Consider the following 21,167-nt stretch of genomic DNA (forward strand, 5'->3'; position numbering starts at 1 on the left):
AAACTCGAATAACAAGGAATACACCATGAAGACCGCAGCATACGTGGGTGTGTCACTGGCCCTGCTGATAGCCGCCGGCTGTGCCCCGGAATCTGACCCCGATGGCGAACCACCGCAGTCCCAGTCTGCCTCCGCCGACTTCCAGAAGCAGCTGCTCAAACAGCTCATCTCCGCCCACCCCGGTCAAGTGATCGAGCTGCCGGCAGGGAAATTCCAACTGAACCGCAGTCTGTCGCTGAACGTCGACGGGGTCACCATTCGCGGTGCCGGTATGGACGAAACCGTACTCTCTTTCAAAGACCAGATTCAGGGAGCCGAGGGTTTGCTGGTTAATGCCAGCGATTTCACCATTGAGGACCTCGCCATTGAAGATACCATCGGCGACGCGCTAAAGGTGAATGAAGGCAAGAACATCATTATCCGTAATATCCGGGTCGAATGGACCAACGGACCTGCCACCGAAAATGGTGCCTATGGCATTTACCCGGTGCAAACGGAAAATACCCTGGTGGAGGGAACTGTGGCTATCGGAGCCTCTGATGCGGGTATCTATGTGGGGCAGTCGCGCAATGTCATAGTGCGCAATAACCGCGCTGAATATAATGTGGCGGGCATCGAGATCGAAAATACCATCGGCGCGGATGTGTATAACAATATTGCTACCAATAACACCGGCGGTATCCTGGTGTTCAATATGCCCAACCTGCCGCAACCCGGCCATAGCACCCGTGTTTACGACAACAAAGTCTTCGCAAACAACGTGGACAATTTTGGCCATGAGGGCACTCCCGTAGCGGCGGTACCTGCCGGCTCCGGTATAGTGATCAACTCCAATGACAATGTGGAAATTTTTAATAACGAAATCGCCGATAACGATACTGCCAATGTCATTGTCAGCAGTTATTACACCGCGGGCTATTACTCTGATAAATCCACGCAGAAGGATTTTGATCCTTACCCCGAAGGTATTTATATCTATGACAACCAGTTCAAGGGCGGTGGCAGTTCCCCGGATCACCTGGAATTGAAAGCACTCAAGCTGGCCAAGTTCGGTTTTAATGGCAGCTTGCCCGATATTCTGTGGGATGGTGTCGTGGATCAGGCGAAGCTGGTGGAGGGCGAGTTGCCGACGGCGCTAAAGCTCTGCATAGACAACGGCGATGCGGGTATTGTCAATGTGGATGCCGCCAATGATTTTAAAAATATCTCCACAGAACTGGCACCACACCAGTGTACCCTGGCGAAGTTACCGCGTATCGAACTGGAGTTTGATAAGCCTGCGGATCAAGAGGTGGACGTCGTCCAGGTAGAGGCCGCAGATGCGTAGTTTTTTCCTCGGTTGGGCGTTGGCGCCGCTGTTCGCTATCGCGCTCGGTGGCTGCGATGCGCCGCGTCAGCAGGTCACCATTCACGCTCGCGAGGCGGTGCCGGATCATCTCAGTGACTGGCACCTGGTTGAAGCTTCCGGTGGTGAACTGCGACTCGCCGACGGTGTGGTTCCTTACGATCTGAACACCGCGCTATTCACGGATTATGCGCACAAGCTGCGCACCCTGTGGATGCCGGAGGGCACTGCGGCACAGTACGGTGATGAGCGATTCGATTATCCAGTGGGCACCATCATTACCAAGACCTTTTACTATCCGCGCAATAGCGGCGATGCGGTACTGCGCACGGAGGATCACAGCGGCGATTATGTGCAGGGCAAAACCGGTGAAACACTGGATTTGGACCGGGTGCGGTTGATGGAGACCCGACTGCTGATCAAACGGGTCGATGGTTGGCAGGCATTGCCCTATGTTTGGAATGCTGCGCAAACCGATGCGTTGTTGGAGATCGCCGGTGATGCTGCACCGCTGAAGCTGGTCGGCGTCAATGGGGAAACTCAGAGCTTCACTTATGTGGTACCCGATGCTAACCAGTGTGCCGGTTGTCACGCGGACAACCACACTGAAAAAGCCGTTATGCCACTGGGGCCGAGGGCAAGGCACCTGAACAAGGACTACAGCTATGCCAACGGGGTTCAGAACCAACTACTGCATTGGCAGCAGATCGGCTATCTGAGTGGTTTGCCGGAGGCGGAAGTCATTCCTCGCAATGCGGACTTTGCGGATGCGACTCAGCCGTTGGAAGCGCGTGCGCGCTCCTACCTGGACATCAACTGCGGCCACTGCCACAACCCTTCCGGTGCGGCGGATACTTCAGGTCTGATGCTGCATCATGCGGAAGTCGACCGCCGGCGTCTGGGCTTGTGTAAACCACCGGTGGCCGCGGGAACTGGCAGCGGCAATCGCTTGTTTGCCATAGTGCCAGGACACCCGGAGGACTCCATCCTCAATTTTCGGGTCGAGTCCACCGATCCCGGGGCGATGATGCCGGAACTGGGACGAAGTCTTGCGCATGAGGAGGGTGCAGAACTGCTGCGCGAATGGATCGCTGCCATGTCGGGTAGTTGTTCTTAGCAGGTTGTTGAAAAAGCCCTCCCTGGCTTTTCTCAACCCGGATTTGTGGTAAACCCTCCACGACAAATCAAGCAGTTACATGCTTGATTTGCGGCCCCAACATCCCTGTTGGGGACAGCAGGCTGCGGAAAAACACTTTTTCGACAGCCTGCCAGGGAACCTCTGGTTAATTCGGTGCTGCCTCAGCGGAGCCTGTGCTACCGCTTGGCAGGGCGCTGCGCGAAGGCTGGTTGTCCTTAGGGAGCGGAGCAACAGAGTCCAGGTGGCGCCACGGGCCGGCCCTGCGGGGCATATCCCTGTAACCTGTTGACCCGGCAACTTATTTGGTTGCCAGGTCAATAGTCAGGGTGTAAAGCATTTGTACTTAAATTAACTGCAACGGCGACCACAGTACTTGTCATCCCTGTTCTGTACCAGACGGTTGTCGGGCGTCATATAAGCGTTAGTTGTTCTTGCCGACGAATTTAATCGGTTGGCAGAAAACTCTAAGCTCGTGCAATTCAGTTAACGAGGTGGCAGTTATCGGGAGTTAGCTCGTGCGCACAGAAATGCTGCAGGTGGGCTTCATACTTCCCGAGTTTTTACGAGAGCTAAAAGGTTGACGCTTTTTCCGGTGTGGCAATTGTCGCTGGGATCAAGCCTTTGAGCATCATGGTAACTGTGCGTTCCAGCAGCGGTGAATCGATGTCGACGGAACCGCTCAAAATCTGATACTCCAGATGGAGAATGGTGCCGTGCACTATCTGCGCCGCGGCTTCCGGATCCGCGAGCCCCAGCAAATTGAAAAACTCCTGGATCAAAGCTTGTGTGGCCTGGTTGGCCATGCGCATGGCGCGGGTCAATTGGCCGTTGCGCAGTGCTTCATTGCGAAACGCCAGTTCGATCAGGCGAAACTCCCGATGACTGGCCTGGCCCCGCACGTGCGTCAATACAAACCTGGTGAGTTGTTGGGTTAGCAGTTTACGGCCCAGGCCGGAGCCCCGATCCTCATCGGACAGGTTGCGCACAGCATTGAAACTGTCTTCCCGCAGTTGACGGGTATGTTCAAGCCCCTGCTCCACAAAATAGGTGAAGGCGTCACTGATAAGGTCGTTGAGGTCTTTGAAATAATAGGTTGTAGCGGCAAGGGGTACTGAGGCCTCGCGGGCGACGGCACGATGACGTATGCCGCGGATGCCTTCCTTTACGACCAGCCGCAGGGTCGCTTCGAGAATGGCTCGGCGGCGCTGGCGGCTGTCTGCCCGTTGGGCCCGGCGTCCGCGGTAAATCAGCTGAGACTTTCCTTCATCCACAGTCATGGCTCAATCCTTGTTTTTATTGTTGATCGGTATTTTCAGTGGGCCAGCGGCAGCTCGGTTTACCGTTGGCCTTGTGGTCAGGTGTAGTGTCGGCATGCTTGCACGCAGTTCACCGATTATTGTATGCCCACTGGGTAGGCTTTCGGCATTGCAGAGAGGCGTGCTTCAATTGCCGCGAGCCGGAGTTATTCTAGCGAAACCGATTTAAATGGCTACCGACAGACAAGCTAATAAGCGCCAAATCGATTACAAACTATTACACGTCAACGGCGGTCCTATGTATGGTGGATTTTTGGCTCTGAATCGTCTTACTCAGGTTGTATGAATAACCGGGTTATTCAATAGGGGATCCCTGGTCCATTAAAATTTCGCAGAATCGTTGGGATTTACTGGCCTGTGCAATTCATACTGGCTTTCTACTGCACCGGATCAAAACCCTATTTTGCCAGGGGTTTTATGGTGGCCAAGTACTTTTCACTTCAAAATGCGCCGCAAAGTCGCCAGATGACAAACGATGCTGTGCCGGTTGGGTGCACGTGGAAAATGAAAATACAGTTGCGAAATGGAGGGTGAAGTGGACTAACTAATTTTACCAGTGGTGCGTACCCGCTTGGCCCCCGGCACTACGTCGATCTGCTGACTCCTATGTTGCTGAGCCCGGTTGTCAATCGCATTTTTTGCCGCTATCAACAGGCCCGCCACCAGAAAGGCGCCCGGAGGCAAGACCGCCACCAGAAAGCCGGGATAGTCGGGGCCGAGTACGGAGATCTGCCAGTTCTCCGCCATGGGACCAAGCAACAGGTTCATATTGGCGAACAGGGTGCCCTGACCCAGAAGTTCGCGGATGGCACCGATAGTGATCAGCACCGCGGTAAAACCGAGCCCCATCATAAAACCGTCCAGCAGCGACGGCAGGGCTGAATTCTTGCTGGCAAAAGCGTCCGCGCGGCCGAGAATTGCACAGTTGGTTACGATTAACGGGATGAAGATGCCCAGGACCAGATAGAGCTCATAGGTGAATGCTTTCATCAGCAGCTCGGCGCAGGTGACGAAAGTGGCGATGATCATCACCGAGGCGGGCAGGCGCACAGTGTCGGGCATTTGCTTGCGCAACAGTGAGACGGCGAGGTTGGAGCAGGTGAGAACACCGATGGTGGCGAGGCCCAGGCCGATGGCGTTGACGACGGAACCGGTTACCGCCAGTAGTGGGCATAACCCCAGTAGCTGCACCAGAGCCGGATTGTTTTTCCAGAGTCCGTTGCGGGTAATTTCGCTATAGGCTGGTGTCGCCATTACTGATTCTCCGGTTGCGCTTCTTGCGTCACTGGCTGTTCCACTTCCACCGCGCGCTTGGATACGGGTGCGCTGAAGATTTGCTGGTGATGCGCCGCAACAAATTCCAACACCGAGCGCACCTGGTTGACCACTGCGCGGGGGGTGATGGTGGCACCGGTAAACTGGTCAAAACTGCCGCCGTCTTTTTGTACCCGCCACTGATCCCGGGGCGGGTCGCCGAGGGAGAGGCCGTTGAACTGCAGTATCCAGTTGCTCTTGCGCAGCTCGATCTTGTCTCCCAGTCCTGGGGTTTCGCTATGACTGGTGACCCTTACTCCGGCGATGGTACCGTCCCGATTTACCCCTACCAGCATTTTGATGGGTCCGGAGTAGCCGTCTTGCGCCACGGCGGGGATAATCACCGCGGTGATCTGGCCGTTGGTCTCGCGCGCAAGATTGATCTCGCCACCATCATTGAGGCCGAGGGGGCCCCAGTAATCGCGCGGAATGGGATAGGTATCCAGCAACAGGTCATTGCTGTGGCGCTCCAGGGGAATAATTTCCAGCAGGGCCCTCGCGGACGCGGCGCGAATGGCCCGCTCAATGGGTTCGCGAGTGGTGACTTCTGTCACTGCCAGAATACCGGCGGTTGTCAGCGCGAACAGTGCCAGCGCTGCCGCATTACCTGCGATGGAACGCCGCAACATCACAGCTCATCCTCATCCGTCGCGCGGCGCGCAGCTTTGTGGCCATAGGTGCGCGGCAGCGTGTAGTTGTCGATGGTGGGAGCGGCAAAGTTCATCAGCAGCACGGCGAAGGCCACGGCATCCGGATAATTTCCCCAGGCGCGAATCACATAGGTGAGCAGACCGACTCCGGCGCCAAAAATAAGCCGGCCCCTATTGCTGGTGGCGCCGCTCACCGGGTCGGTGATAATAAAAAAGGCTCCGAACATGGTGGCTCCGGAGAACAGGTGCAAGGTTGGTGAGCCCTCACTGAGGGAGCTGCCGCTATCGTAGAAAAGCAGTGACAGCAGCACTATGGTGGCCAGCATGGCCAGGGGTGCATGCCAGGTGATAATGCCGCGGTAGAGCAGGAACAGGCCGCCCAGCAGAAAGCCAAAACTGGCGGTCTCCCAGCCCAGGCCTGCAATGGTGCCGCGGTTGAAGACCGGCTCCATCTCATAGAGTTGCGACAAGAGCACCGACTCGTTCAGCCGCACTATCTCCAGTGGCGTTGCGCGGGTGAATCCGTCCACACTGAAATTGCCGAACACCATTGCCAGGGCTTCGCCGACCCCCGGTGTGCCCTGGATCAGCTCTGCCGGTCCCACCCAGCGCGTCATATCCACCGGAAAGCTGATCAGCAGCACCACATAGCCCACCATGGCCGGGTTGAAGGGGTTGTAACCCATACCCCCATACAGATGTTTGGCGAGGACGATGGCGGCGGCGCTGCCGACCAGGGGAATCCACCAGGCGCAGTAGGGTGGCAGGGCGATACCCAGCAGCAACGCGGTGACGAAGGCGCTGTAATCGCGCAGATAAAAGCCCACCGGGCGGTTGCGCAGTTTCATTATCGCCGCCTCGCAGGCCAGGGCGGTGATGGTGCAGAGGGCAATATTGATCAGTACCCCGATGCCAAAGTAGATCACCAGTGCGATCACGCCCGGCAGGGTTGCGGCGGCGACCTGCAACATGACCTCACCGGTATTGTCACCGGCGCGGGTGTGTGGTGACGACATTCGCATCAGTGACATGAGTTTTCCCCGTCCGCCAGCCGCCGTTGCGCGCGTACTTTTTCCTCCAGCTTGTCCCGCAGCTTTTGCCTGGCGACCTCAAAAGCCTCCAGATCCGGATGGCCCTCGGCGCTGGCTTTTTGCAGTCGCCGCTCGGATTTCTCCAGGCGCGCCTGCAGCGCGGCGATTTCGGCGGCCAGTTTGTCCCTATCGCTCACCCGCGCCGGTATCGCTGCGGTGGCAGCGGTGCTATCGGGCCCGGGCGCCGCGGAGCCTTCATCGGAGTTATCGCCCGGCAGGGCCCTCGCCTGCACCTGGGCGAGCTTCTGTCTGGCCTCGTGCAATTTGATCTGCGCTTCTTTCAGCTGCGCCGCAATCTGGTCGCGCTTGTCTGCTGGCGCCTGGCTCAGTTTCGTCTGCATGCGCTCTACCCGGTGTTCGGCACTGGTCAGTGTGCGCTGGGCGCGGGCGAGTTGCTGCTTGGGCGATGCCTGCCTAGCGGTGACCCGCGCCAGCGCGGCCGCAACCACGTCGGCTTCCCCCTGCGATACTCCAGTACCGGCGCTAGCTGTGCTTTTTTTCTCCTGTTGCCGGCGCGCCAATTCGGCTGCATCCCGCCGGGCCTTGCGTTTTGCCTCGCGCTCTTTTTCCGCTTTTTCCAGGCGCAGTTTGCGGAACTCGAACCGCTCGCGCGCCCGGTCGGACTTTTGTTTTTCCTCTTCTGCGATACGGATGTCACCCTTGGCGGCCCGATAGTATTGCACCAGGGGAATCTGGCTGGGACAGACGTAGGAGCAGGCACCGCATTCAATGCAATCAAACAGGTTGTAGGCCTGCAGTTTTTCGCGGTCGTCTGCGCGCGCATACCAGTAGAGTTGCTGGGGCAGCAGAGATGCGGGGCAGGCTTCGGCACAAAAACCGCAGCGGATACAGGCCTGCGCCGGCGGCGGTGGCGGCAGCTCTGCGTCTGTGGGAACCAGCAGGCAGTTGGTTGTTTTGACAATGGGTGCTGTGTCGTCGTCGATGGTATGCCCCATCATCGGGCCGCCGACGATAATACGCCGCACCAGCCCGCGGTGCAGGCCCTGGTGCTTGAGCAGGTGCCGAATGGGGGTGCCTATGGGGACCTCCACATTGCACTGCCGCGCCAGCGCCCGGCCCACCACAGTGGTAATCCGGTTGATCAGCGGCTCGCCAAAACGCACGGCGCGGTAGACAGCGCGTGCAGTGGCGACATTTTGACAGATGATGCCGATATTGGCTGGCAGTCCACGATTTGGGACCTCGCGGCCGGTCAGAATCTGGATCAGCTGTTTTTCGCCGCCAGAGGGATATTTGCAGGGGTATACCACCACGTCAAAGCGAGTGCCTGCGGCGGCCTGGCGCATGGCTTCGATGGCTTCCGGTTTGTTGTCCTCGATGCCGATCAGAACCCGTTCCGGTTGGTCGAGAATATAGGCCATGATCTCGATCCCGGCGATGATATCGCTGGCGCGTTCCCGCATCAGCATGTCGTCTGCGGTGATATAAGGTTCGCACTCGGTACCGTTGATGATCAGGGTGTCGATGTCGGTACCGCCGTGGGGATCCAGTTTCACTGCGGTCGGGAAGCCGGCGCCGCCCATGCCCGCAACGCCGCAGTCGCGGATTTTGTCCAACAGGTCCACCGGCTCCATACGGCGGAAATCCTCACAGGGCTGCAGGTTGCACCAGCGCTCCTCGCCGTCGGTCTGCAGGACTATGGCATCAGCCGGCAGGCCCGAGGGGTGTGTCATGGGGCAGGGCTCTATGGCCACCACCTTGCCGGAGCTGGGTGCGTGGACATTGCAGCTGACCAGGCCGTCGGCTTCGGCAATCTTCTGGCCTTTGAGTACCCGGTCGCCGAGTTTGACCAGTGGAATAGCCTGGGCGCCCACATGCTGGCTGAGAGGCAAAATCAACTGTGCCGCCAGGGGGACTGTGCCGATGGGCTCGCCGGTGGACTGCAGCTTGTTTTGCGGCGGGTGTATGCCGCCGGGAAAATCATTTGGCTGCAGGGCGCGCTGCTTTTCGCTGGCCGCCAGTTGTGCCGCGCGCTCGGCGCGACGCTCCCCGACAAGCTGTCGCTGCCGGTTCCTGCTACCCTTGGTCTCCTGCTCCGGGCTCAAGCGGCATCCCTCTTGTCAGTGGCCGGGTCGCGGGGCCCGGGGCGATCAGTGGCGATCAGTACAACGCCATCGGTGGGCTTTTCCGGTCGCCAGTTCTGCAGCGGAATCTCCAGCGGCACCATATCGATACAGTCCACCGGGCAGGGCTCCACACACAGGTCGCAGCCGGTACATTCATCCACGATTACCGTGTGCATCTGCTTGGCGGCGCCGACGATGGCATCCACCGGGCAGGCCTGGATGCATTTGGTACAGCCGATACACTCGGCTTCGCGGATAAATGCGACCTTCTTTACTTCTTCCGTGCCGTGTTCCGCGTCCAGTGACATCGGTTCCATATCCAGCAGGTTGGCCAGTTCGTTGATGGTCGCCTGGCCTCCCGGTGGGCACTTGTTGATCCGGTCGCCGTTTACGATGGCTTCGGCGTAGGGGCGGCAGCCGGGGTAGCCGCACTGGCCGCACTGGGTCTGTGGCAGCAGGGCGTCCACCTGCTCGACCAACGGGTCGCCCTCGACGCGAAAACGCACCGCGGCAAAACCCAGCAGTGCGCCGAACGCCAGTGCCATGCCGCCGAGGACCAGCAGGGGAGTGGAAATTTCAGTCAGCCACTGCATTGTGTCCCCTCACACCAATCCGCTGAAGCCCATAAACGCCAGCGACATCAGCCCCGCGGTAACCATGCCGATGGCAGCACCGCGAAAGGGTGTGGGCACGTCGGCGGCGAACAGGCGCTCGCGCATGGCGGAAAACAAAATCAACACCAGGGAGAAGCCCACTGCGGCACCGAAGCCAAACAGGGTGGACTGCACAAAGCTGTGGGCTTTCATGGTGTTCTGCAGTGCCACACCGAGCACGGCGCAATTGGTGGTGATCAGGGGCAGGAACACACCCAGGACCCGGTACATCAGCGGGCTGGTTTTCTCGATAAACATACGCGCAAACTGCACCACGACAGCGATGACGAGAATAAAGGCAATGGTGCGCAGGTATTCGAGCTGCAGCGGTTGCAGCAGATAGGTATTGACCAGGTAGGAGCAAATCGATGCCAGGGTCAGGACGAATGTGGTGGCGCCGGCCATGCCGACGGCGGTCTCCAACTTGTTGGACACCCCCATAAACGGACAGAGGCCGAGAAACTGCACCAACACATAGTTGTTCACCAGGATGGTGCCGAGCAGAATTACGGCAAATTCGGTCATAGATGTCCCGGTCATGTTCTCGCGGCGTACTGAGGGCCTGTGCCCCCGTAAACATCGCCCACTCCCAGCCTAGGGCCTGTTTGAGTCAGTGTGAACAGGCCCTAGCATCGGGGCACCGCATACCGTGGAATGGCGCGCAACGCGGTATTATGGGTGAGTCCATGGAGGCGTTCAACCGAGCAGAGTCTAATGCTGTTCAGTCGTCGCCGGCGCGACGAGATATACTGCCGGTTCCCCAGCGGCTGTTTGCCCATCCGATGTTCACGAGGAGTTCACTATGTCTGGTATTACTTACACTCCCCCGAAAGTTTGGCAATGGAATATGGAGAGTGGTGGCACCTTTGCCAGTATAAACCGCCCCATTGCCGGTTCGACCCACGACAAGGAATTGCCGGTGGGCCAGCACCCGCTGCAGCTCTACTCCCTGGCCACGCCCAACGGCGTTAAAGTAACCATTATGCTGGAGGAGCTGCTCGCGCTGGGGTTTGACGGGGCGGAATACGATGCCTACCTGATCCAGATCGGCGAGGGCGATCAGTTCGGCAGTGGTTTCGTCGATATTAACCCCAACTCCAAGATCCCCGCACTGGTGGATCACAGTACCACTCCGCCAATCCGGGTGTTTGAATCCGGCTCCATCCTGCTGTATCTGGCGGAGAAATTCAGTGTGTTCCTGCCCCATACGCCGGCCCAGCGCACCGAAACACTGAACTGGCTGTTCTGGCAGATGGGCAGTGCACCCTATCTGGGCGGCGGCTTTGGCCACTTCTACGCCTATGCGCCGGAAAAATACCAGTATCCCATCGATCGCTACACCATGGAGATCAAGCGCCAGCTGGATGTGCTCGATCGGCAGTTGGCAGAACACCAGTATATTTCCGGTCGCGAATATACCATTGCGGATATGGCCATATGGCCCTGGTATGGCGCCCTGGTCAAAAACCGCGTCTACGACGCCGCCGAGTTCCTGGAGGCGCACAGTTACCAACACCTGAACCGCTGGGCGGAGGAAATCGACCGGCGCCCGGCAGTGCAACGGGGCAGAATGGTGAACCGCACCTGGGGAGAGCCGGAGGGGCAGCTGCACGAGCGGCATCACGCCAGTGATTTCGATACCAAAACCGCAGACAAGACCGGGGAGAGCGGCGATGGCTGAATTGAATTCTGCACAGTCGATTGCAGGGTGAATCCGTCGGGGCGCCGCGGCCCCTGAAGGGCGCAGATGCCGGGGTCTGGATGGCGCCTTACCCTGCGCGCCAAATCAGGTACAGCCGATAGGCGTGGTGAAAATTGGGTGGTGGGAGACATCGCTGGGCGGTGAACCCAAGTGCAAAGGCGACACCTATGGCAAGTGGCAGCGGTATCCGGCTAGCGCGGCGGTAAAAATCGACTTTTTGCCGGCGCAGCAAGCGGGTGATCTCCCGGCGCTGGCAATCCATATCCCGGGAGTACTGTTGAATCTGGCTATTCATTTGACGTAAAGACATGGCTTAACGCCTCTGAAGCCCGGCGGATCTGCTGCCGGGTCTGGCCGAAGCCCAGCAGGGCGCGCAGTTTTTGCTGATACAGGACAATGGCCAGGATCACCAGTGCCTGGGTGGTGATAAAGGCGATAAAGCCGATATAAATGGATTGAAAAAAATAGTAGCCCGCCAGCCCGACCCCGCCGCACAGGCTCACAAAAAACACAAACGCCAGTGGGATCAGCGCTACCTGCAGTAGGAGTATGCGCGTCCCCGCCGCCAGGGAGCGGCTGAATTCCACCCTGGCGAGGGATTGGAGTTTGGTGAGCCAGTCGGTCATCAGCCTGAGAATGGCCTCAGCGCGGGCCAGGGTCTGCTCCAGATCCGGCTCGGCGCCGCTTTCCGGTGGTGGGGTCCCCCCATCGCTATCTGGTGGCGGGCCCGGCTGGTCATCGGTTGGGGGTGAATTTCCGGAGTATGTCATGGAGTCACCATTTCCACACGGAGGGGTCAACCGATGTCATTTCCAAATCTCAAATTCGCGCTGTGACTCATTTCATCAGCCGCGCAACTATCCAGCCCACGGCGAAAGCGCAGCCGACACTCAGGAGCGGATGGCTCTGGATAGAGGCTTCCACTTTCTGCTCCAGATCGGTGGCACGCTGTTTGTTGATCTCCACCGAGGATCTGGCCTTCTGCCTCAGGCTTTCCGCCGTTTCCGCCGCCGCTTCACCGGCGAGGTTGTAGGCGCGGTGCAGTTTTTCCCGGCTGGAGGAATTGGAACTCGGTTTTGCAGTTGCCATAGCAAGCCTCCTTTATAAAAAAAGCCGACTGTGCCTTTATCCTAGAGTCGTCGAGCGCAAATACCACCTGGGGAATGCCGGGAGAAGTGTATCGGGCTGTTGCAGCGGAGGACCGGAAGGTCAGGCTCTGGAAGGTCGTTGAAAAAGCCCCCTTTGGCTTTCTTGAACCCGGGTTTGCGGCGTATGTCCGCAAACCCTCCGCGACAAATCAGGCAGCTACATGCTTGACTTGCGATCCGAGAGTCCCTGTTCGGGGCAACAGGTTGTTGAAAGCTACTTCTTTAACAGGCCCTGGGAGAGGAGCCCTGAGACTGCCACTGGCGGATATTTGTGACCACGCCGTCCAGGAGTCTCTGGCGGCTCTCGCGGCTGATCCAGGCGCTGTGGGGGGTAATAATCAGGTTGGGAATATCGCCTTCCAGCAGGGGATGACCGGCGGGTGGCGGTTCGCTGCTCAATACATCCAGAGCCGCACCACCGATAGTGCCATTGCGCAGCGCCGCGGCCAGCGCCGTCTCATCCACCAGGCCGCCGCGGGCGGTATTGATCAGCAGTGCACCCGGCTTCATGGCCGCGAGGAAATCGCGGTCCACTAACTGTCGGGTCCGCTCGGTGAGGGGGCAGTGGAGGCTGACGACGTCAGCCTTTGGCAACAGCTCCGGCAGGGGCAGGCGGTCGCTGCTGCTGTGTCCCTGAAAGGACTCTGCCAACAGGAGATTCATCCCCATTGCGCGGCCGAGTTCGGCAGTCTTACGGCCCAGATCACCGTAGCCGATGATGCCCAGGTTCTTGCCGGCCAGTTCCATCACCGGGTAATCCAGACGACAGAATACTGGCGACTCGCTCCAGCGCCCGCACATGACGTCCCGGTGGTACTGGTGCCAGCGTGTAGCCAGGGCGAGCATCAGCGCCAGTGCGTGCTGGGGGACTGACGCGCCTGCGTAGCCCTGCACATTGCGCACCGCTATACCGCGCGCGGCGGCGGCGTCCAGGTCGATGTTGTCGGTACCTGTGGCGCAGACGCAGATCAGTTTCAGTCGCCGCGCGCCCTCGATCAGTTCGCGAGTGAGGGCCACCTTGTTGGTAAGCACCAGGTCTGCATCGCGGATTCTTGCCGCCGTCTGCTGTGGTGTGGTGGCATCAAAAAAATCCCACCGATCCAGAGTGCTTTCGAGCGCAGACCTATCCAGCTCTTCCAGCTTCATGGTGAGAGCATCCAGGAAGACTCCGCGCATTTGGTATCCCCTTATCCCGCTGGGTCGCAAGGCCTGTGTACAAAACAGAGCGGGCGCTTGGCCGTCCCAGTTATACACGCGGGGCTCAAGTCACCCGCATACCCGGCTTGGCACCGGCGTGGGGTTCCAGTATCCACAGATCCTTGCCGCCGGGTCCCGCTGCCAGCACCATCCCTTCGCTGACACCAAAACGCATCTTGCGCGGGGCCAGGTTGGCCACCATTACCGTGTGTTTGCCGACCAGGTCTTGCGGGGCATAGGCGCTCTTGATCCCGGCGAATACCTGTCGCGTTTCACCGCCGAGATCGAGGGTCAGCTTCAGCAGCTTGCCGGCGCCTTCAACCTGTTCAGCATTGGCGATCAGGGCGATACGCAGGTCCACCTTGGCGAACTCGTCGAACTGGATTTCGCTGGCAATGGGTTCCTCGGCGAGTGGGCCTGTGGGAGTGCTGGTCTCCGCCTGCAACTGGGCCAGGGATTCCTGTGCCGCTTCCAGCACCGCGTCTACCTGCCGCTGCTCCACCCGCTGCATCAGCGGCTTGAATTTGTTGATGGTATGTCCCGCCAGTGGAGTGGTGGCGGTGTGCCAGTCGAGTCGGGTGCCGAGAAACTCTGCGGCCCTGTCCGCGGTTTGGGGCAGTACTGGCGCCAGCCAGGTGATCAGGGCGCGAAACATATTCACCCCCTGCGAACAGATGGCGACCACTTCCGCTTCGCGGCCCGCCTCCCGGCTCAGCGACCAGGGCGCCTTGTCACTGATCCATGCGTTGGCCGCGTCCGCCAGCTGCATTATCTCGCGCATTGCACGGGCGTATTCCCGGTTTTCGTAGAAATCGGCGATTCGCGGCGCGGCCTCTTCAAACCGCGACCAAAGCGCGGGGTCTGCCAGTTCCTCTGCCAGCACGCCGCCGGATTTGCTGACAAACTTGGCGATGCGCGAAGCGATGTTCACAACCTTGCCCACCAGGTCCGAGTTTATCCGTGCGATGAAATCCTCCAGGTTCAGGTCCAGATCGTCGATCCCCGCGGTGAGTTTCGCCGCAAAGTAGTAGCGCAGATATTCCGGGTTGAGGTGATCCAAATAGTTGCGTGCATTAATAAAGGTGCCGCGGGATTTGGACATCTTCTTGCCGTTCACGGTGAGGAAACCGTGTACGCATACTTTTGTCGGCGTGCGGAAACCGGCGGAGTCCAACATAGCGGGCCAGAAGAGCGCGTGAAAATTGACGATGTCCTTGCCGATAAAATGGTAGACCTGGGCATCGCTGTCTTTGCGCCAGTACTCCCGCCAGTCCAGGGCATTGCGGTCGCAGTAGTTTTTCAGGCTGGCCATGTAGCCGATGGGCGCGTCCAGCCAGACGTAAAAGTATTTGCCCGGCGCGTCGGGAATTTCAAAGCCGAAATAGGGCGCGTCGCGGGAGATGTCCCACTCCTGCAGTCCCTCCTCCAGCCACTCGGACAGTTTGTTGGCCACTTCGTTTTGCAGGGTTCCGGAGCGGGTCCAGGCGGTGAGGAAATCGGTAAACTCCGGCAGCTTAAAAAAGAAGTGCTCGGATTCCTTTTCTATCGGCGTGGCGCCGGAGATGACCGATACCGGATCGATCAGTTCGGTGGGGCTGTAGGTGGCGCCACAGGCTTCACAGTTGTCGCCGTATTGGTCCGGTGTACTGCAGCGCGGACAGGTGCCCTTGATGTAGCGATCGGCCAGGAACAGCTGTTTGTCCGGGTCGAAGGCCTGGGTAATGGTGCGGGAGGCGACTTGGCCGTTGGCGCGCAGGCGCCGGTAGATCTCCGCCGAAAGCTCGCGGTTTTCTTCAGAGTGGGTGGAGTGGTAGTTGTCCACCCCAATCAGGAAGTCGGCGAAATCGCGCTGGTGTTCGGCCTGCATATTGGCGATATGCTGTTCCGGGGTGAGACCCAACCGCTCAGCCTTGAGCATCACGGCGGTTCCGTGGGCGTCGTCGGCGCAGATGTACAGGCAGCGGTGGCCCAGTGCGCGCTGGAAGCGCGACCAGATATCGGTCTGGATATATTCCAGAATATGGCCCAGGTGCAGAGAGCCATTGGCGTAGGGCAGTGCGCTGGTAACAAGGATGTTGCGCGTTTCGGGCATTGGTCTATCCATCGGCTGAACGGGTTTGCGCGGGCGGCTGGGTCCCGCGCTCAAAAGACCGGCGAATATAGCAGATATGCGCCCGGCCCTGTAGCTGCCAAGGCCCCGCTGCGCCCGGCTGAGTGATTCTCTGGCGCCGGCCCCGGCCATGGGACAAAATGTCATCTTTTGGCGGTAACTGACGGAACAGGGGGTTAGGGTGAGCGCAAACCACCACAATCACGAGGGCGATCTGCCGGCAGAGGTGCAGACTGAGCTGGAGCGGCTGGCGGAATCAATCGGGCAGCTGCACGACCCGGCCACGGGGCGAATACTGGACCAGCTGGAGGCGGATATCGAGGTGGGCTTTGATGATGACACGGTATTCGCGGGCATTACCCTGGGATATCCCTGTGCCGGCAGGGAAGGCGAATGGCGCTCGCGGGTGCGCGAGGCCTGCCTGCCGACGCTGAAGGGTGGCCCTTTGGGCACCAGTGAACTGCAGTTTGAGCTGTCTGCGGAAATTCCTGCCACCCCCTGGCCGGATGCGCCGGAGACGCTAACCGGAGTTAAAAACATTATTGCGGTGGCCTCCGGCAAGGGCGGTGTCGGTAAATCCACCACAGCGGTCAATCTGGCCCTGGCACTCGCTGCAGAGGGGGCGTCGGTGGGCCTGCTGGACGCGGATATCTACGGCCCCAGCCTGCCCACCATGCTGGGTACCGAAGGCCAGCGGCCCCAGGTAAAGGAACAGAAGTTCTTTGTGCCGGTAGAGGCGTTGGGGCTTCAAACCATGTCCCTGGGCTACCTGTTGACGGAAGACACACCGGCGGTGTGGCGCGGACCCATGGCCAGTGGCGCACTCAACCAGATACTGACCCAGACCCTGTGGAGCGAGGCCAGCGGAGGGCTGGATTACTTGATCGTCGATATGCCTCCGGGCACCGGTGACATCCAGTTGACCCTGGCGCAGAAGGCGACTCTGGCCGGCGCGGTGATCGTGACTACACCGCAGGATCTGGCCCTGGTGGACGCAATCAAAGGGGTGGAGATGTTCCGCAAGGTCTCTGTACCGGTACTGGGCATCGTCGAAAATATGTCCCTGCACACCTGCACCAACTGCGGCCACACAGAGGCCATCTTTGGCTCCGGCGGTGGCGTGCGCATCGCGGCGGACTACCAGACCCGATTGCTGGGGCAGCTGCCACTGGCAATGGCAATCCGCACTGCTGCCGATGGCGGTCTGCCCAGCGTGGCGGCGGACCCTGAGAGCCAGGTGGCGGCCTGTTACCGCGATATTGCGCAGGCCGCGGCGGCGCAGATCTGGTTGGGGGGAGAGGAGGCGTCGGGGCCGGAGATAGAGATTGGCTGACCCTGGTGCCCGGCCGCAAAACCCGGCAACAAAGGGCTGCCCGGCTTTTGCGGCCGCGGGTGACGTCACCCGCCGGAGCCCGTCCTTGACTGTTCCTGCTGCTGCCTGCGAAGCGCGAATTTACGGCGGCGGCGTTCGACGGTGGTCTCGCGGGCGTCCTGGCCTATGTGCTCCTCACCGCGCAGCTTTGCCAGTTGGATCTGTTTTTCGCGCTCGCGAAAACGGGCCCGGTCGGCTTCGGAGATGCTGTCGAAGCAGTGAGGACAGCTGACGCCCTGCTCGAATTGTGGCGACTGCATCTCTTCTCCCGTAACCGGCCTGCGGCAGGCGTTGCACTGCTGATAGCTGCCGCGTTCCAGCTGGTGATCGACGGTCACGCGATCATCAAATACAAAACACTCGCCGCGCCACAGGGTCTGCTCCTCCGGTACTTCCTCCAGGTATTTGAGGATGCCGCCGCGCAGGTGGTAGACCTCCTCGAAACCCTGCTCTTTGAGGTAGGCGGTGGACTTTTCGCAGCGAATGCCGCCGGTGCAGAACATAGCCACCTTCTTGTGCCGGTCCGGGTCCAGGTGTTCCTGCACATACTGTGGAAATTCGCGGAAGCTGTCCGTCTTTGGATTGACGGCATTCGCAAAGCTGCCGACCTGAAACTCGTAGTCATTGCGGGTATCGATCAGCAGTACTTCCGGGTCGCTGATCAGGGCGTTCCAGTCCTGTGGTTGCACATAGGTGCCTACGGTGCGGCGCGGGTCGATACCCTCTACACCCATGGTGACGATTTCGCGCTTCAACTTTACTTTGCTGCGGCGAAAGGGGGCGCTGTCGGTGAAGGATTCCTTGTGCTCCAGGTCCGCCAGGCGCGGATCGCTTTGCAGGTACGCCAGCAGGGCGTCGATGCCCCCGGGGCTGCCGGCCACTGTCCCGTTGATGCCCTCGCGGGCGAGCAACAGTGTTCCGCGCACGCGGTTGTCCAGCATGACATTGAGCAGGGGTTGGCGCAGGGATTCGAAGTCGTCCAGACAGACGAACTTGTACAGCGCACAGACTGTATACGAACTCATGGTGATTCCTTGTTGCGGGTCGGAGCGTAAATCCGAGGCAATAAGTCAGATCCCGGCCGCTAGAATCGGGCGGCGGCGGGGGTGAAACAGTTGCTTATCTTATCCCAACAGGGGTGAATTGTCGCCTTTTTGTCGGGTGATTGACCGGCGGGACACAAGCTGCCAAAGTGCCACCCAATATCCGGGCCACAGAGTGATTATTGCTATGGAAGAAGAGTTTGTCCCCAAAGAGTCGGCACTCTGTCAGTCGTACACAGAGAACGGAATCACTGTTCAGATCGATATTTACGAAGATGGTGAGGGTGCTTGGCTGCTGGAAATTGTCGATGAAAACAATAACACCACTGTCTGGGAGGATACGTTCACTTCCGAGCAGGGTGCGCTGGACGAGGCGCTGGAAGCGCTGAGCGAAGAGGGTATCGCCAGTTTCGTGGGGTCCGTTTCCACTGAGGGCGACGGTTAGGTTCCTGTGCATTCCACCGGCTGGGTGGGGAATCCGGCAGGGCGCGTTTTTGGGGGTTTGACACCACCGGCTGAAGATTTCCCTGCTAGGGTTTAGAAAGAAGGGAATCGCGACAGTGTGACAGCACACAGCCCTATCAGGGCACTGCCGCGGGATCTCAGGGAGCAGCGGTCCGCGGCAGTGCCATTTGGTATCAATCGCCGATGTTGTGACCGTGAAAACTCTGTTTTTGCTATTCCTGTTATTGCCCGGTGCCGCCACCGGGGCAAGTGTTTCGCTCTCCGCACAGCGCATCCTGCAAACGGGCCTGGTGGAGGCGAGACTGGTGGTCGAGCTGGCCGGCTATGCCATAGTCGCAGGGCGCAGCTGCGCAGACTGTGACGAGAACATCTCCATCTATCTCTACCCCATTCTGCGTCTGGACGCGCGCGACAAGCCCGATATCGACCGCTATACCTATCCGGGACATTACAGCGACTATTTGAGTCGGCTGCCGGTGGAACATACGCGCATGTTTTACGGGCGCTGTTATGAAAACGAACCCGCGCTCTTGTGGCTGAGTGAATACCGCCGGGCGGACGGCTGGGTCAAATCCGAGTATCTGATAGTCTTTGGCGAGGAGGGCCTGCAACACCGCTACAACGAGGGCCGCCAGCCGAGTACCCCTTACCTCGATAATCCCCAATGTGTCGAGTTGCCGGGAATTGCCGCGGAAACGGAACCCTGAAGGGGAGCAGGGTGAAGGTCTTCACCCTGCGGTGGTAGATCTTTGCAAGGCATTGATCCGGTAACTGATTGAGTTGCCGGGTTAACAGCGGCAAAAAAAAGCCCCGCTGGGCGGGGCTTTGGTCCACGGGCGGTCCGCGGTTACTGTTGCGATTCGCTGGTGGGCTTACCTTCGTACCGGCTCGAAGACAATTTTCAGTTTCTTTTTGCCCCAGCGGCGGGCTTTTTTGATGTCCTTCTCCATCCACACGTCAATGCGGTTGGTGAACCGCTTGTTCATGCGGTCACGTACGGTGTAGGTGCCGGACAGACCCTGAATACGCACCTTGGCGCCATTGGTGAGGCCGTGTTTCTCCAGGTCTCTGGATACCGCGATGATCTTGTCACCGGGTCGAAGGCGGTTGTTCCAGGCCGCAACCCAGGGATCATCGTCTGTTTGTCCCGGCACAGAATTGTATGCGGTAGCGTCGACGACCATGGTCTTTTCCACTTTGACGGCAGCCGCGGCAGTTGTACTGACGATCGCTACCAGCATAGCGATAAAGAAATATACCGCGCTGTGCAAAGTCTGTTTGATCATATCCCGTTACCTCCAGGAATTTTGTCGGCCACAGTCCTCAAAAACTTGCGGCATCTCCTAAGACGTTTTAGCAATAACTGGTTAAAAATTAAGCAGCGAGGGTTATGTTACGGGGAGCAGGCGTGAATTCAATTTTTGGCCGGTGGAAAATAAACAGGCATGGTGCGTATTGTTGTTTGCCTTTTTTCTAGGTTGTGGTCGCCCGGTGGGAAGCGATATTGGTCTCAGGTTTCAAGGAGTAGTGAATCCGGGGAAATCCGACCAGACAGCGCTGTCAGCTTTGAGCAAATGATTGCGTTGTCATTGTGATTGATGACAGCGATGTCTTTTCTGATTATTTGGCCAATACGACCAAAATTTGGTCGAATCCCGAAGTGAAAGGCACAGTGTTCTCAAGCGATTATTTGCGACTGATTGGTCAAAAAGTGAAAATTTCCCCGTTTTTACCCCTGAATACCGAGTCGAAAACTGGCTGTCCGGGGCCTATCGGGCGAAGGGCTGGTATAGGGTGGGAGGCTATCCTCCGGGCCGCTCGGCAGTCATGCGACTGTGGCGCAAGGGGATTCAGAGCGCGGAGGTGGCGGTTTTGGTGTCCGGATAGGCTCTTTGCCGGAGGGCCAACAGGTAGTCGATATCCTCCTCCAGGTCCGCAAAGCCATGGCTTCGGTCCAGTTCCACCGCCTTTTCTACCCAGGTGATGGCCTCCTCCAGGTTGCCCTGCCATTCGCAAACCTGCCCCAGGTTGAAGTAGGTGATCGCCAGGTTGTGCCACTGCTGTTGCCGGGTCAGGCCGCCGATTGCCCCGCGATAGAGGCGGTAGGCATTGCGCAACAGGTGGCTGCGCCGGGCCGCTTGGTCCGCACTGGCGGCCTGCTGATGATAGCTGTGAGCCAGCGCGGAACTGACCTGGGCGGCCGAGTACCGCAGCGGCGCGCCTGAGTCCAGATAGTCCAGTACCGCCTGGAATTGCGCGCGGGCCAGCGGGTGGAGGTCCGGCCGGTGCCGTTTCGCCAGTGCGGTCAGCACCATACCGTAGCGGTAGCGCAATTCCTGCTGTCGGCGGGGCTCGGCGGCCAGGGCAGAGATGGCACTCTCGTATCGGGGCAGGGCGGCATCGTAGTCCCCCAGCCGGGCGGACGCTTCCGCAGAATCAATCAACGCCCGGACGCCGGCCGGTGCAGTCTCACACCGGGCTGTTGGCGCCAATAGAAAGGCGCAGAAAAAGAGACTGGTGACCGCTTTTAACATGA

The 21,167-nt window shown here is 59.2% G+C and carries 21 protein-coding genes; 7 read left to right on the top strand and 14 right to left on the bottom strand.

Annotation, left to right across the window (positions count from 1 at the left end):
• Positions 1–25 precede the first annotated feature (25 nt).
• Together AB1S50_RS04095 and AB1S50_RS04100 are read left to right on the top strand one after the other, a co-directional pair.
• Entirely contained in the window at positions 26–1,327 is a 1,302-nt protein-coding gene (locus tag AB1S50_RS04095) for a parallel beta-helix domain-containing protein (RefSeq protein WP_367149179.1), read from the top strand.
• Complete coding sequence (locus tag AB1S50_RS04100; protein WP_367149180.1) at positions 1,320–2,462, top strand: SO2930 family diheme c-type cytochrome; 1,143 nt, start codon at positions 1,320–1,322, stop codon at positions 2,460–2,462. Before AB1S50_RS04095 ends, AB1S50_RS04100 begins: the two co-directional genes overlap by 8 nt.
• 590 nt (positions 2,463–3,052) lie before the next feature.
• On the opposite strand, the gene AB1S50_RS04105 is transcribed toward AB1S50_RS04100, so the two are convergent.
• The 7 genes from AB1S50_RS04105 to rsxA form a co-directional block, all read right to left on the bottom strand.
• Positions 3,053–3,760: a TetR/AcrR family transcriptional regulator gene (locus tag AB1S50_RS04105; RefSeq protein WP_367149182.1), complete on the bottom strand. Its 708-nt coding sequence runs from the start codon at positions 3,758–3,760 to the stop codon at positions 3,053–3,055.
• A 579-nt stretch (positions 3,761–4,339) separates the two neighbouring features.
• Entirely contained in the window at positions 4,340–5,053 is a 714-nt protein-coding gene (locus tag AB1S50_RS04110) for an electron transport complex subunit E (RefSeq protein WP_367149184.1), read from the bottom strand.
• Positions 5,053–5,742, bottom strand: a complete 690-nt coding sequence (rsxG, locus tag AB1S50_RS04115) for an electron transport complex subunit RsxG (RefSeq protein ID WP_367149185.1) — start codon at positions 5,740–5,742, stop codon at positions 5,053–5,055. Before rsxG ends, AB1S50_RS04110 begins: the two co-directional genes overlap by 1 nt.
• On the bottom strand, positions 5,742–6,794 hold the full coding sequence (rsxD, locus tag AB1S50_RS04120; protein ID WP_367149186.1) for an electron transport complex subunit RsxD: 1,053 nt from the start codon (positions 6,792–6,794) through the stop codon (positions 5,742–5,744). The genes rsxG and rsxD overlap by 1 nt, the downstream gene beginning before the upstream one ends.
• Positions 6,785–8,920, bottom strand: a complete 2,136-nt coding sequence (rsxC, locus tag AB1S50_RS04125) for an electron transport complex subunit RsxC (RefSeq protein ID WP_367149188.1) — start codon at positions 8,918–8,920, stop codon at positions 6,785–6,787. The genes rsxD and rsxC overlap by 10 nt, the downstream gene beginning before the upstream one ends.
• Positions 8,917–9,534, bottom strand: a complete 618-nt coding sequence (gene rsxB / locus AB1S50_RS04130) for an electron transport complex subunit RsxB (RefSeq protein WP_367149189.1) — start codon at positions 9,532–9,534, stop codon at positions 8,917–8,919. The genes rsxC and rsxB overlap by 4 nt, the downstream gene beginning before the upstream one ends.
• Before the next feature lie 9 nt (positions 9,535–9,543).
• Positions 9,544–10,119: an electron transport complex subunit RsxA gene (gene rsxA, locus AB1S50_RS04135; protein ID WP_367149190.1), complete on the bottom strand. Its 576-nt coding sequence runs from the start codon at positions 10,117–10,119 to the stop codon at positions 9,544–9,546.
• 277 nt (positions 10,120–10,396) lie between these two features.
• Here rsxA and yghU point away from each other — a divergent pair, with 277 nt between their 5' ends.
• Both yghU and AB1S50_RS04145 read left to right on the top strand, forming a co-directional pair.
• A complete protein-coding gene (yghU, locus tag AB1S50_RS04140; RefSeq protein ID WP_367149192.1) occupies positions 10,397–11,275 on the top strand; it encodes a glutathione-dependent disulfide-bond oxidoreductase in 879 nt (292 codons plus the stop codon).
• A gap of 124 nt (positions 11,276–11,399) precedes the next feature.
• Positions 11,400–11,600 (top strand): hypothetical protein, encoded by a 201-nt coding sequence (locus AB1S50_RS04145; RefSeq protein ID WP_367149193.1) that lies wholly within the window; start codon positions 11,400–11,402, stop codon positions 11,598–11,600.
• Here the strand turns inward: AB1S50_RS04145 and AB1S50_RS04150 are convergent.
• The 4 genes from AB1S50_RS04150 to metG form a co-directional block, all read right to left on the bottom strand.
• Positions 11,584–12,066, bottom strand: a complete 483-nt coding sequence (locus tag AB1S50_RS04150) for a hypothetical protein (protein ID WP_367149194.1) — start codon at positions 12,064–12,066, stop codon at positions 11,584–11,586. The two genes, AB1S50_RS04145 and AB1S50_RS04150, sit on opposite strands and share 17 nt — an antisense overlap.
• A gap of 67 nt (positions 12,067–12,133) precedes the next feature.
• Positions 12,134–12,385, bottom strand: a complete 252-nt coding sequence (locus AB1S50_RS04155; RefSeq protein ID WP_367149195.1) for a hypothetical protein — start codon at positions 12,383–12,385, stop codon at positions 12,134–12,136.
• A 281-nt stretch (positions 12,386–12,666) separates the two neighbouring features.
• Positions 12,667–13,620: a D-2-hydroxyacid dehydrogenase gene (locus tag AB1S50_RS04160; protein WP_367149196.1), complete on the bottom strand. Its 954-nt coding sequence runs from the start codon at positions 13,618–13,620 to the stop codon at positions 12,667–12,669.
• 85 nt (positions 13,621–13,705) lie between these two features.
• Positions 13,706–15,733, bottom strand: a complete 2,028-nt coding sequence (gene metG, locus AB1S50_RS04165; protein WP_367149197.1) for a methionine--tRNA ligase — start codon at positions 15,731–15,733, stop codon at positions 13,706–13,708.
• A 199-nt stretch (positions 15,734–15,932) separates the two neighbouring features.
• On the opposite strand from metG, the gene apbC reads away from it, so the two are divergent.
• Positions 15,933–17,084 carry an iron-sulfur cluster carrier protein ApbC gene (gene apbC, locus AB1S50_RS04170; RefSeq protein WP_367149198.1) on the top strand — a complete coding sequence of 384 codons (1,152 nt, stop codon included), beginning with the start codon at positions 15,933–15,935 and terminating at the stop codon, positions 17,082–17,084.
• Between the two features lie 65 nt (positions 17,085–17,149).
• Here the strand turns inward: apbC and trhO are convergent, their stop codons facing one another.
• Entirely contained in the window at positions 17,150–18,148 is a 999-nt protein-coding gene (trhO, locus tag AB1S50_RS04175; RefSeq protein ID WP_367149200.1) for an oxygen-dependent tRNA uridine(34) hydroxylase TrhO, read from the bottom strand.
• A 205-nt stretch (positions 18,149–18,353) separates the two neighbouring features.
• On the opposite strand from trhO, the gene AB1S50_RS04180 reads away from it, so the two are divergent.
• Both AB1S50_RS04180 and AB1S50_RS04185 read left to right on the top strand, forming a co-directional pair.
• A complete protein-coding gene (locus tag AB1S50_RS04180) occupies positions 18,354–18,611 on the top strand; it encodes a hypothetical protein (protein ID WP_367149201.1) in 258 nt (85 codons plus the stop codon).
• 214 nt (positions 18,612–18,825) lie between these two features.
• On the top strand, positions 18,826–19,338 hold the full coding sequence (locus AB1S50_RS04185) for a hypothetical protein (protein ID WP_367149203.1): 513 nt from the start codon (positions 18,826–18,828) through the stop codon (positions 19,336–19,338).
• Between the two features lie 165 nt (positions 19,339–19,503).
• Here AB1S50_RS04185 and AB1S50_RS04190 read toward each other — a convergent pair whose 3' ends face one another.
• Together AB1S50_RS04190 and AB1S50_RS04195 are read right to left on the bottom strand one after the other, a co-directional pair.
• The gene (locus AB1S50_RS04190) at positions 19,504–19,917 is read right to left on the bottom strand and encodes a 3D domain-containing protein (protein WP_367149204.1); all 414 of its coding nucleotides are present in this window, start codon (positions 19,915–19,917) and stop codon (positions 19,504–19,506) included.
• Between the two features lie 564 nt (positions 19,918–20,481).
• Positions 20,482–21,165 carry a tetratricopeptide repeat protein gene (locus AB1S50_RS04195; protein WP_367149205.1) on the bottom strand — a complete coding sequence of 228 codons (684 nt, stop codon included), beginning with the start codon at positions 21,163–21,165 and terminating at the stop codon, positions 20,482–20,484.
• Positions 21,166–21,167 lie beyond the last annotated feature (2 nt).

Source organism: Microbulbifer discodermiae (genome assembly GCF_040742695.1).
Lineage (GTDB): Bacteria > Pseudomonadota > Gammaproteobacteria > Pseudomonadales > Cellvibrionaceae > Microbulbifer.